Origin of the sequence: Campylobacter sp. RM10537 (genome assembly GCF_022369435.1) — a bacterium.
GTDB classification, from domain to species: Bacteria; Campylobacterota; Campylobacteria; order Campylobacterales; family Campylobacteraceae; genus Campylobacter_D; species Campylobacter_D molothri.
Genome location: NZ_CP059597.1, coordinates 754,156 through 765,767 on the forward strand (window position 1 = coordinate 754,156; position 11,612 = coordinate 765,767).

The following is an 11,612-nucleotide window of genomic DNA, read 5'->3' on the forward strand; positions in this document are numbered from 1 at the left end:
TTACCTTTACTTAAGTTCAACCTTAAGTATTTTACCCTCTGCCATCTTAGGAATCCATAAATCATTTTTATCTAAAAATATATCCGCTGGTCCCTTCATTAATGGAAGATTAAGTTTTTTAATATTTTTATTTTTCAAATTTAAAGCATAAATAACCCCATTAAGATCTTTTCCCCAAGAACTTATATATAAAATATTATTTTTTAAAACTATACCATCATAAGGTTCTTTTTCACTTTTAAGTACTTGAATTTTCTTATTTTTAAGATTATAACTCAAAACAACTCCACCACTTACACCGCTAGGATCATAACCGGCGATATAAAGAAGATTTTTATGCAAAAATAAGCCATTTGGCCCACCATATTCTTTAAGATCTAATTTCAACAAATTATTATATTTTTTTGTTTTTAAATCAACTTTATAGATAATACCTGTCCCAGTATCACTAATTAAAAGCGTTTTATCATTGAGTTTTTCTATATCATTAAGAAAAATTGATCCTTTTATAGGCAAATTAAAAACTTCTTTTTTATTAGATAAATCAAAACCTTTTAAAGTATCAATATCTACAACATAAAGAATATTACCAATTTCCATCATACCTTTTGGAGCATCTAAGTCATTTAAAAATTTATATTCTAAAATTTTTCCATTTTTATCAAGTTTAGAAATAAAACCATCATGATCTTTAGCTAAAGGCTCAAGTTTTTTACCGACATTGGAAACATACATAGCGTTTTTATCTACAAAAACACTTTCAGGACTTAAAAATCCATCGATTTCTTGATATTTTAACTCGCCAGCTAAAGCACAAGTAGCTACTAAAGCTAGGCTTAAAATATATTTTTTCATTTTTATCCCCTTTTTTTTAAAATTAATAAAATTATATTTTTAAAAAAAAATAAAGTGTATAAGTTTTTTGATTTTTGATATTGTTTAGGAGTAATTTTGTAAGTTTTTTTAAATCTTTCTATAAACCAAGATATAGAAGAAAACGAACATTCAATTGCTATTTCATTGATATTTTTTTTAGAAAACTCAAGTAAAAATTTAGCCTTTTGTAAGCGTTTTTCATCTAACCATTTTTTTGGACTGATTTTAAAACATTTTTTAAATTCTCTAGAGAAACTTGCTAAATCAAGTTTAGCAAAATCTGCCATTTCTTGAACATTTAAGAATTCTTTTTCACAATATTCAAAAAGCTGAGATAAATCTAAACGAAATTCTTTTAAAATTTCGGCTAAAAAAGTAATAAAATTTGAATTTTTATTTAAAAGCAAATGCAAAAAAATCTCTTCAAATTTTAAATTAATAATAGGATCTAAAATTTGTGTATTTTCTTCAAAATATGGATTAAAACTATCTAAAATTCCTTGTAAAATTTTATCATTTCTAATCCAAAAAATTTCATTATCTGAGCAAGAATAATTAAAATTCAATAAATGCTTATATTTATAGATAAGCTCTATTAAAAAAGCATTATCAAAGAAAAATAAATACGCTTCATAAATTCCATCTTTTAATCCTATATTACTTAAAGTATAATTTCCTGATTTTAAAAATAAAACTTCATAAGAATTAATTCTATAATCTTTTTTAGAAGTATGTAAAATTTTATAGCCTTTTTTAACAAAGGTTAAGAGGTGTTTTTGCAAATTAATATAATTAGAATGAAAAGAATCTTTTTGAATATATCTTGCAAAAGTACAAAACTGAAAATTCTTATAATCAATATTTTTTAATTTTCTAAGATCCTCAGGTAAAATTATATGTTTACTCGCATTTTTGTCTGCATTCATTTAAATAAACTTTCAATTTTTTTCCATTCATTAAAGCTTCTCTCATGCAAACTCCAACTATATCTAAATTTTTAAGCTTTTCGATATTCTCCAAATTGATTCCACCTATAGCATAAAGTGGAATTTTGCTAAAAGCAAGCAAAGAACTTAAAAATTCAACTCCTTTGGGCTTTAAATCTTTCTTGCAAGAACTTTCAAAAATATGCCCAACAAAAGCATAATTAACCTTATAATTCATAGCCTCTAAAAGTTCTTCTTTGCTATGAATAGAAGTTCCAAATAAATGAAAATATCGAGCTAATCTAGGTTCTTGTCTTAATAAATCAAGTGGAGCATGAAAATATTTATGATTTAATTTTAAACATTGTCTATCAAAAAAATGCAAAATACAAGTAAGTTTTTGTTTGGAACAAATTTGCAAAACCTCTTTAGCTAAATCATAATACTCAAATTCACTCAAATCCTTTTCCCTAAGCACAAAAGCATCTACGCCTGATTTAGCAATTCTTTCAACTTGTTTTAAAAAATCACCCTCAACGATTTTTCTATCACTTATAGCAATTATCTTTTTATCCCACATAGATACTATCACTCATTACAGCTTGCAAATTTGCATTTTTAAGCATAGTTAAAATTTCTTCAACACTCCTTTCATCCGAAATTTCAAACTGATCATCGCCTTTTTTCTCACCGCTATGCTCACCAATTCCTACGCTAACTCCTGCACTCATTTTAGTTGCTCCAAGCTTAATCACCTCATCCCTAAAACCTATTCTTTCACGGCTTGATATAGTAATACCTGCGAAAGGTAAAAAAAGTCTATATGCACAAAGTACTTGCAAAAGACGCTTTTCACTCACATCTTTGGGGTGAATTTTGGCATTATTGATAATAGGCCTTAAGCGTGGCACAGAAAGAGAAATTTCAGCATGTGGATATTTTTGCTGTAAAAAATATGCGTGTAAAGCCGTAGCTAAAGCATCTTTTCTAAAATCATCTATACCCAAAAGTGCAGCAAAAGCAACTCCTCTCATACCTGCCTTTAAAGCTCTTTCTTGAGCATTAAAACGATAAGGGAAAATACGCTTTTCACCACCAAGATGAATTTTAGAATATTTTAAAGGATTGTAAGTTTCTTGAAAAATTGTCACATAATCACAACCATTTTCATGCAAAATTTTATATTCATCCTCATTCATAGGATAAATTTCAACCCCTATGACTTTAAAATACTCTTTTGCAATAGCACAAGCTTTTGCAATGTATTCTACATTTGCAAATTCTCTTCCTTCGCCTGTTAGCATCAAAATTTCTTGCAAACCTGTTTTTGCAATCGCTTTCATCTCTTGATGAATTTCATATTCATTAAGCTTTGCTCTTGCTATTTTATTACCCTTTTGAAAACCACAATACACACACTTAGAATTACAATAATTTGACAAATAAAGCGGAGTAAAAAGCGATATAGAGTTTCCAAAATATTTTATTTTTGTTTTTGATGACTTAAAAGCTAATTCTTCGATAAATTCTTCAGCCGCACTTGAAAGCAAAGCTTTTAAATTTTCTATGCTTAAATGCGTAGAATTTAAAGCTTTTTCAACATCTTTAGAGCTAAATTTAGCCTCATCATAATCTTGAATTTCAAACAAAACTTTATCTAAAATATCACTTTTTATTTCTTGCATGTGGGGCAAATATTGCATAAAATCTTGCATGATCAATCCCTTAAAAATCCTGTTAAAGGAGAACTTGCCTTAGCCTCACTCGCACTTGCTAAACCAGCTAGATAACCTTCTCTTCCCGCTTTTATCGCCAAAGAAAAAGCTTTGGCCATTAAAGCGATATTTTTTGCTTCAGCTATGGCTGTATTTGCCATAACAGCACTCACTCCCATTTGCATTGCTTCGCAAGCTTGAGATGGGCTACCAATACCTGCATCTACGATAATAGGAAGATCAATTTCATTGAGTAAAATTTGTATGAATTCTTTAGCGCACAAGCCTTTATTGCTTCCTATGGGTGCAGCCAAAGGCATAATAGCCGCAGCTCCAGCATCTCTCATCGCTCTAGCTACATAAAGATCAGCATACATATAAGGCAGGGGCGTAAAACCATCTTTTGCTAAAAGCTCGCAAGCTTTGATTGTTTCGTAATTATCCGGCAATAAATATTTACTATCACTAATCACCTCGATCTTTATAAGCTCTCCACACCCAAGCTCCCTTGAAAGCCTTGCTATACGTAAAGCTTCTTGAGCATTTCTTGCCCCTGAAGTGTTAGGCAAAAGAGTGATATTTTTTGGAATATAATCTAAGATATTTTCAACCTCTCCTGTATAAGCACGTCGTAAAGCAAGAGTGATGATCTGTGCGTCTGCTTCTTCGATGGCTGATTTGATCAACTCAAGTGAAAATTTACCCGATCCTAAAATAAAACGTGAGTTAAATTCATATTTTCCAATTTTTAATTTATCATCCATTTTTTACTCCTTGCTAGCTAAAAGTTCTAAAACCAAATTAGCTTGATGTCCTGCACAAATATTAACCCGTGGTGCCATCAGTCCATTTCCTACTTGCGCTGCATTGACCAAATCCCCACAAACATAAAAATTTTTTGCAATTTTTCTCGTTTGTATGCTATTGCTATCGCCATAACCTGCCAGCCCTGAAGCACAGATTAAAGTTGTATCAGGATAAAATTTATGAAAATTTTGCGCGATCATAGCTTTTGCCAAAGGCGTATCAAAGGCTTCACAAACGATATTTATACCCTTAAATAAATGGGCTAAATTTTGCTCATCTATCTTTAAAGTTTCGATTTCAATTTGCGTGTAAGGATTGATTTCTTTGATTTGCTCTTTTAAAGCCTCGGTTTTAAATTTACCCAAATCACACACGCGATAAGCTTGACGGTTAAGATTGCTAGGCTCTACTACATCAAAATCGATGAGTTTTAAAGCTCCTATTCCACTTCTTGCTAACATGATAGCTATGTGAGAGCCAAGACCTCCTAAGCCACACACCGCAACGCTTGCATTTTTTAATTTATCATGAAGTTTTGGAGTATGTCTTGCTCTCATCATCGCATCAAGCGCATCTTTTGGAGGCAAAGTATTTTTTTGTATGCAAAAAAGCTCATCATTTTCATTTAAATTTAGATCTTCTTTTGTCGCAAAACCATTGACTATCCAAACATCATTTTCATTTTCACTCACACTTTTAAAAAATTCCAAAGTGTTTTTAAAAGAAGTTTCAAGCTCTTTACCATTGAATTTTATTTTCATCAACCACCCCCTACAAAACTTACAATTTCAGCCTTATCATTTTCTTTTAAAATCAAATTTTCAAAACGATCCTTTGGGATAATTTCTCCATTTAATTCTAAGGCAATAAGTTCGATTTTATAACCCTTTTCTTTTAAAAAATCCATCAATCTTAATTCTTTTAAATCAAGTTTTTCACCATTGATAATCATTACTAACCTCTAAAAATTTTCTATAAAATCTTTATAAATTTCACAAAGTTTTTCAAAATCTTCTACACTTACTCTTTCATCAATAGCATGAATTCTATCGTTGCATACTCCAAATTCGCATACACTTATACCAAATTCTGCTAAAAATCTTGCATCACTTGTGCCGCCTTTGGTATTGAAACTCGGAACGCGTTGCGTGATCTTTTGAATGCTTTCGTTTAATTTTTGTACAACCTTATTATCATGATGAGTTAAGAAAGGTTTTGAACTTTGTTTGATTTCTAATTCATAATTTAAACCATGACAAATTTTATCGATATAATTTTTCACATCATCTAAAGTCGTATCTGGAGAATTTCTAACATTAAACATCAATTTTAGATCATTTGGAGTCACATTGCACACCTCAAGCCCTCCCCTAATATCAGTAATGACTATTTTGGAAGGAGTAAAATCCGCACTACCAGGATCAAGATCAAAACCTGCTAAAAATTTCAAAGCATGAGAAAAATCATGAATGGGATTGATACATTTTTCAGGATACGCAACATGTCCTTGTTTTCCACGTATGAGAATTTTTCCATTGATAGAACCTCTACGTCCTATTTTAATACTATCCCCTAAATGTTTGTCGCAAGTTGGCTCACCTACTATAGCAAAATCAGGCAAGATATTTTCTTCTTGCATGAATTTAAGAAGCTCTAAAGTGCCATATTTTGCTTCTCCTTCTTCATCACTTGTTAGCATTAAAGAAAGTCTAGAACCTTTAAAATTCGCATTTTTAGCCGCATGGATAAAAGCAGCCACACCGCTTTTCATATCTTGAGCACCCCTTGCATAAATAAACCCTTCTTTTTCTACAGGTTTAAAAGGATCACTTTGCCAACCCTCACCCGTAGGCACAACATCTACATGACCGCAAAACGCTAAATGATCACCTTCATCTTGAAATTTTTTTGTCAATAATAAATTTTTTACACCCTCTTTTTCCACAAAAAAAGCTTCAAAATCGCTAAGTTCTAAGGCGATAAAATTTAAAATCCCATCATCTTTTGGTGTGATGGATTTAAATTTTAAAAGCTCAATTAAAAGTTCTTTAGCATTCATTTTTTATCCTATAAAAGTTTTATACAATAGACTAAGAGCAAAATATTCTATAATCAAAGCTGAAACTATATTTACAATCTTAATAACCTTTGCGCCAAAGAAATGTTTATATCTAGCCACAAAAAAAGACAAGGCAAAGACCCAAGCTATGATGGAAATAACAAGCCCAACAGTCATAATATAAGGATGCCCATCTGCGACGATCACCCCAGCTGTACTTAACCAAAATCCTATAACAAAAGGATTGGTTCCATTTAAAAAGCATCCTTTAATATAACTTTTTAAAAGACTTTCTTTAAAATCTTGATTTTGCACATCTAAAGCTTCGCTTTTTTTTCTAACCATCAAAAAAGCCATATAGCTTAAAAAACAAAAGCCAAAAATAGCCAAGATATATTTAAAAATATCATTGTTTAAAAAGCCCAAAAGCCCAAATTGCAATAAAAAAAGATAAAGCATATCGACACTAAAAGCCCCAAAGCCTACCGCTAATGAATTTTTAAAAGATCTTAAAGCATAGGTTAAGATCAAAATATTAACTGGCCCAAAAGGAACACTAACACCAAATCCTAAAATCAATCCATTCAACAAAGAATTAAACATTAACTCTCCATAAATTCTTCAATATCTAGTGCAATTTTATCAATCGCACTTACAACATCTTCAATATAAATTTTATCAAAATATTTTTCTAAATTATCATCTTTATCATAAATATTTAAAATACTTTTTTCACACATGCTAGCGTATTGCCCCACTGGCAAAACTGCTCCGCTTGTGCCTATGCTAATAAAAAGCGAAGTTTGTTCAAGCAAAGAATAAAGAGTGGCATACATAGGTGCTGCTTCTTCAAACATGACTATATTGTGTCTTAAATTTTCACTTTTGTATTTAGGGCAAATTTTACCAGTCATTTTTTCATAGCTGATGCTAAAAATTTCACCACATTTTGGGCAACGAAGTTCAGGTAAAAAGCCATGCAAATGGATCACATCTTTACACGCTGTGCGCTCAAGCAAATCATCGACATTTTGCGTGATTACAAAAAGATTCCTACCCCATTTTTGCTTAAGTTCTGCTATTTTTTTATGGGCGTGATTTGGCTCTACATTTTTAAGCTGCTCTCTTCTTTCATCGTAAAAATCAAGCACTTTTTTAGGATTTTTCCTAAAAGCTGTTGCAGAGCAAACCTCCATCATATCGTATTCTTCCCAAAGTCCGTCATTGTCTCTAAAGGTTTTAAGTCCGCTTGGAGCAGATAACCCTGCTCCGCTTAATATCATAATGTTTTTCATTGCTAAACCTTGAATTTTTTAAAGTCTAGCACAAAATACTTTAAGAAAATAAATATTTTTGCAAGATTTTTTCTAATTTTTACAATCTCACAACCTTAGCACCAAAGCCACCTTGATTAATCGGTGCATCACTAAAGCTTTTTACGCTTTTGTGAGTTTTTAAAAACTCTCTTACAGCAAAAGCAAGTTTTCCTGTGCCTATACCATGATAAACAATCACCTCATCAAAACCCGCTATCAAAGCATCTGAAATGAATTTATCGAGTCTTGAAATCGCTTCATCGCTTCTAAGCCCATGCAAATCCAAACTCACACCCAAATTACTAGGCTTTGTGATATTTATACTTGTTTTTGGGCTAGGTTTAGGGATGGAACCACTTTTTTTAAGAAGTTTTAGAGGCACACGAAGTTTTATCCCTTCGCTTTCCACTAAAGCATCATTTTTAGAAATTCCTACGATTTTACCTTTTATTTTTTCATATTTTACAAAATCTCCAACTCTTAATTCTTCATTTTGCTCCATACTTGGTAAAATGATATTTTTCTTAAGCTCATTAGCCTTATTTAAACTTCTTTGTTTTTCTTTGGTATCTTTTAAACGTATAGTTTTTTTAGCTTCTTCTATGGCTTGATAAAATTTAAGCTCTAAATCCCTTAATTTTTGACGAAATTGACTTTCATTTTTTTCTTTTTGATCTTTTAAAGAAAGTAAAATTTCATCAATTTTTTGCTCTTTTTTATCTACCTCATCTAATTTTAACTTTAAATCAAGCTCAAGATTGATGTTTTTACTCACCATTTCTTCTAAATTTTGCTTATCTTCTCCATAAAGCTCTTTAGCTTTTTTAACTAAATTTGGTGGAATTTGATAACGCAAAGCTGTTTCAAAAGCATAAGATTTTCCTATGGTGCCTTTTAAAAACTCATATTTTGGTCTTGAAAATTCCTCATCATATAAAGCCGCTATTAATTCAACTTGTTCATTTTCAGCTAAAAGCATAGCAAGGCGTTTATGGTGTGTGGTGATAATGATTTTTAGTTTATTAGAAATCAAATGAGAAATCAAAGTACTATACAAGCAAGCCGCTTCTTCAAAATCTGTTCCAAGCTCTATTTCATCTATACCTAAAAGTAAATTTTTCTTTGTAAAAAGCTTGGAAAAATGAAGCATTCTTCCAGCAAAAGTAGAAATATCATTTTTTACATTCTGCGGATCTTCGATAATAGCATCAAATTCTTTAAAAGTCCCTATTTTACTTTCATCAGCTTTTATATGCATTGGTAAAAGATGTTTAGCCAAAAAACAAGCACTTAAAATACTTTTTAAAAGCATCGATTTTCCACCGGCATTAACTCCAGTAATAATTAAAACTTGTTTTTTAAATTCAAGAGAAACACTTTTAGGATTTTTTAAAGCCGGATGTGCAAAATCTTTTAAAACAATTTCATCTGAATTTGCACATAAGATAAATTCATAATCTTTCTTTTTGGCCATCAAAACTCTAGCACTATAATGATCAAACAAATCAAAAGCATTATTAATAAATTTTAAAAACAATAAATTTTTAGTTAAAAAAATAGAAAAATTTTTAGCATATTCATAATAAATTTCTTCTTTTTGGTTTTGCAAATTATCTAAATCATTTTGCAATTTTTCAACACTTTCAGGGACGATATAAAATCCCCCTCCAGTGCTTCTTCCTACAATCTTTGCTTTTATGGCATGATTAAATCCACCTCTTACGAGTAAAGATTCCAAATTATTTACAAGATGTATTTGTGTATCTATAAGATAAGGGGTTAAGGATTTACTATAGCAATATTTTTTAAATTCAGCTTGTATGGCTTCATTTTTCATTTTAAAAGCTATATTTAAATTGATTAATCTTTCATCTAAATTTTCTTTTAATTCACCCTTGTCATCAAATTTTTCACTAAGTTCTAAAATGCCATTTGGAAATTCAATTTTTTCAAGCCAAGTTTTTAAATGTGTTTCAAATTTTAAATTCTTTAAATATCCAAAATAACGAACAATCTTAACAAATTCATAAATTTCTGATAAATGCAAAACACCTTGCTTGCTTAAATGTATTAAAGCAAAATCTAATTTTTTTAAAGAAAGTGGAGGTTTAAATTCCATCCTTGAAAGTTCGCAAATTCTTTCAAAATGCAAATGAGAATCTCCTTGCAAAAATATATCTTTTTCTCTTGCAAATAAACCTCTAAATTCGTCCAAATAAGCTTTTAAATCGAGCTTTAAAGCAATATCTTCCATTTATAACTCACATTTTCTTATATCAATAATTAAATTATCTTTTTTTGAAACAAAACTTTGTGTGCCACTTTCGTAATTAAAAAATTTATTCGAAACATTTCCCTCTTTACAAACAATATTTTCACCATGATTGAATTTTTCAATTAAAAATACTACTTTACTATCTTGTTTTAAATTTTTGTGCTCAAACCATACTGCAAAAACTATCAAAAATATAAAGAAAAAAAGATAAATCAATTTAAACTTTAAGCTTGATTTTTTATTAAGAGTAAAAATAAAAAAAAGAAACAATAAAAAAATAAGAAAATATAAAAAAAATTTAATCATTCATTTGCCTTAATTTATTGCTGATATCCCCCGCTCCAAATCCTATAATAAGACCTTTATCAAAAACTCTTCCTTTATCGCTAACCAAAAATTTACCCTCTCTTTTTATATCTTCTACAAATAAAGCATTTGGAAAGTATTTTTTTAAATCAATTTCAATTTTTTCTTCTCCTGCGGCATAAACTGGTAAAATTATAAGCTCATCAATCCCATCAAAAGCATACACAAAATCTTGTAAATTTGCCAACAAACGCGTATAACGATGAGGCTCAAAAATAGCTGTGATCTTAGTATATCCACTAAGTCTAGCATACTCTTTGGCTGCTTTTAAAGTCGCTTTGATCTCGGTAGGATGATGACCATAATCATCAATTAAAGCTAAACTTTCATCTGCGTATAAAATATCAAATCTTTTTTTAATACCTTGATAATTTTTAAGTCTAGTTTTAATAGTTTGTATATCTAAAAAATTTAGAGCTGCTAAAATAGCCAAAGAAGCATCAATGGCTAAATGATACCCCATACCCAAAATATCAAAACTTCCAAAATCTTTAAGCTCAAAACTCATTTTAGGTTTGAAATTTTCTATTTTCATGGTGCAATTTTTAATATCTTTACTAGGATAAAGACGCAAAGCATCTGCTTTAAAATCTTTCAAAAAATCATCTTCTACATTAATAACACGAATTTTTGCCATATCAAGAAATTGTGTATAAGCTTGATGTAATTTTGAAACTTTATTTTCATAATGATCCAAATGCTCCGCTTCAGCATTGGTAACAATAGCTAAATAAGGATTAGAATTTAAAAAAGAACTGTCACTTTCATCTGCTTCAAAAATAAGATTTTCACTTTCTTTATAAATCATATTAGAGCCAAATTCTTTTAAAATAGCACCTATAATAACTGAAGCATCGTCAAATAAAGAAGCTAAAATACTTGATGTGGTGCTCTTTCCGTGCGCACCAGCAACCGCAAAAACACGCTTATCTTGCAAAATGAGCGGTAAAGCTTCTTTTCTTGAAAGACATTTTATACCTAAAGATTTAGCATATTTAAATTCAGGATTTTCTTCCTTTATAGCCGCTGAATAAATAACTAAATCTTTATTTAAAACATTATCTTGATGATGGGGAATAAAGATCTTAACACCCTCTTTTTCAAGCTTCTTAGTAATCTTACTTTCCTTAAGATCACTCCCGCTAATCTCGCAACCCTTTTCCTTTAAAAATCTCGCTAGTGCAGAAATTCCTATACCGCCTATACCAATAAAATGAATTTTTTGCATATTTTAAGCCCTTATTTTAAAAAGCCTAAATTTTAACACTTTTT

At 30.1% G+C, this 11,612-nt stretch carries 13 protein-coding genes; all 13 read right to left on the reverse strand.

Annotated features, from left to right (window positions below):
* Positions 1-6: 6 nt before the first annotated feature.
* Positions 7-855 (reverse strand): YncE family protein, encoded by an 849-nt coding sequence (locus tag CMOL_RS03760; RefSeq protein WP_239820738.1) that lies wholly within the window; start codon positions 853-855, stop codon positions 7-9.
* A gap of 2 nt (positions 856-857) precedes the next feature.
* Complete coding sequence (locus CMOL_RS03765) at positions 858-1,802, reverse strand: helix-turn-helix domain-containing protein (protein ID WP_239820739.1); 945 nt, start codon at positions 1,800-1,802, stop codon at positions 858-860.
* The gene (locus tag CMOL_RS03770) at positions 1,777-2,382 is read right to left on the reverse strand and encodes a thiamine phosphate synthase (RefSeq protein WP_239820751.1); all 606 of its coding nucleotides are present in this window, start codon (positions 2,380-2,382) and stop codon (positions 1,777-1,779) included. The genes CMOL_RS03765 and CMOL_RS03770 overlap by 26 nt, the downstream gene beginning before the upstream one ends.
* Positions 2,372-3,517 (reverse strand): 2-iminoacetate synthase ThiH, encoded by a 1,146-nt coding sequence (gene thiH, locus CMOL_RS03775; protein ID WP_239820740.1) that lies wholly within the window; start codon positions 3,515-3,517, stop codon positions 2,372-2,374. The genes CMOL_RS03770 and thiH overlap by 11 nt, the downstream gene beginning before the upstream one ends.
* A 2-nt stretch (positions 3,518-3,519) precedes the next feature.
* A complete protein-coding gene (locus tag CMOL_RS03780; RefSeq protein ID WP_239819791.1) occupies positions 3,520-4,281 on the reverse strand; it encodes a thiazole synthase in 762 nt (253 codons plus the stop codon).
* Positions 4,282-4,284: 3 nt separating this feature from the next.
* Positions 4,285-5,088, reverse strand: coding sequence for a thiamine biosynthesis protein ThiF (gene thiF, locus CMOL_RS03785; protein WP_239819792.1), 804 nt, complete (start codon positions 5,086-5,088; stop codon positions 4,285-4,287).
* The gene (gene thiS / locus CMOL_RS03790) at positions 5,085-5,276 is read right to left on the reverse strand and encodes a sulfur carrier protein ThiS (RefSeq protein ID WP_137623392.1); all 192 of its coding nucleotides are present in this window, start codon (positions 5,274-5,276) and stop codon (positions 5,085-5,087) included. The genes thiF and thiS overlap by 4 nt, the downstream gene beginning before the upstream one ends.
* Before the next feature lie 9 nt (positions 5,277-5,285).
* Positions 5,286-6,383 (reverse strand): succinyl-diaminopimelate desuccinylase, encoded by a 1,098-nt coding sequence (gene dapE / locus CMOL_RS03795; RefSeq protein ID WP_239819793.1) that lies wholly within the window; start codon positions 6,381-6,383, stop codon positions 5,286-5,288.
* Between the two features lie 3 nt (positions 6,384-6,386).
* Positions 6,387-6,986: a LysE family transporter gene (locus CMOL_RS03800; protein ID WP_239819794.1), complete on the reverse strand. Its 600-nt coding sequence runs from the start codon at positions 6,984-6,986 to the stop codon at positions 6,387-6,389.
* Positions 6,986-7,678: an SIR2 family NAD-dependent protein deacylase gene (locus tag CMOL_RS03805; RefSeq protein WP_239819795.1), complete on the reverse strand. Its 693-nt coding sequence runs from the start codon at positions 7,676-7,678 to the stop codon at positions 6,986-6,988. The genes CMOL_RS03800 and CMOL_RS03805 overlap by 1 nt, the downstream gene beginning before the upstream one ends.
* A gap of 79 nt (positions 7,679-7,757) precedes the next feature.
* Positions 7,758-9,953 (reverse strand): endonuclease MutS2, encoded by a 2,196-nt coding sequence (locus CMOL_RS03810; RefSeq protein WP_239819796.1) that lies wholly within the window; start codon positions 9,951-9,953, stop codon positions 7,758-7,760.
* The gene (locus tag CMOL_RS03815) at positions 9,954-10,163 is read right to left on the reverse strand and encodes a hypothetical protein (protein ID WP_239819797.1); all 210 of its coding nucleotides are present in this window, start codon (positions 10,161-10,163) and stop codon (positions 9,954-9,956) included.
* A 109-nt stretch (positions 10,164-10,272) separates the two neighbouring features.
* Positions 10,273-11,568 carry a UDP-N-acetylmuramate--L-alanine ligase gene (gene murC, locus CMOL_RS03820; protein WP_239819798.1) on the reverse strand — a complete coding sequence of 432 codons (1,296 nt, stop codon included), beginning with the start codon at positions 11,566-11,568 and terminating at the stop codon, positions 10,273-10,275.
* Positions 11,569-11,612 lie beyond the last annotated feature (44 nt).

Bases quoted from the DNA above. Each gene is read 5' to 3' on its own strand.
- thiH (WP_239820740.1), bottom strand. From the start codon at position 3,517: ATGCAAGATTTTATGCAATATTTGCCCCACATGCAAGAAATAAAAAGT.
- CMOL_RS03800 (WP_239819794.1), bottom strand. From the start codon at position 6,986: ATGTTTAATTCTTTGTTGAATGGATTGATTTTAGGATTTGGTGTTAGT.
- murC (WP_239819798.1), bottom strand. From the start codon at position 11,568: ATGCAAAAAATTCATTTTATTGGTATAGGCGGTATAGGAATTTCTGCA.
- CMOL_RS03760 (WP_239820738.1), bottom strand. From the start codon at position 855: ATGAAAAAATATATTTTAAGCCTAGCTTTAGTAGCTACTTGTGCTTTA.
- CMOL_RS03770 (WP_239820751.1), bottom strand. From the start codon at position 2,382: ATGTGGGATAAAAAGATAATTGCTATAAGTGATAGAAAAATCGTTGAG.
- CMOL_RS03780 (WP_239819791.1), bottom strand. From the start codon at position 4,281: ATGGATGATAAATTAAAAATTGGAAAATATGAATTTAACTCACGTTTT.
- dapE (WP_239819793.1), bottom strand. From the start codon at position 6,383: ATGAATGCTAAAGAACTTTTAATTGAGCTTTTAAAATTTAAATCCATC.
- CMOL_RS03810 (WP_239819796.1), bottom strand. From the start codon at position 9,953: ATGGAAGATATTGCTTTAAAGCTCGATTTAAAAGCTTATTTGGACGAA.
- CMOL_RS03805 (WP_239819795.1), bottom strand. From the start codon at position 7,678: ATGAAAAACATTATGATATTAAGCGGAGCAGGGTTATCTGCTCCAAGC.
- thiS (WP_137623392.1), bottom strand. From the start codon at position 5,276: ATGATTATCAATGGTGAAAAACTTGATTTAAAAGAATTAAGATTGATG.
- CMOL_RS03765 (WP_239820739.1), bottom strand. From the start codon at position 1,802: ATGAATGCAGACAAAAATGCGAGTAAACATATAATTTTACCTGAGGAT.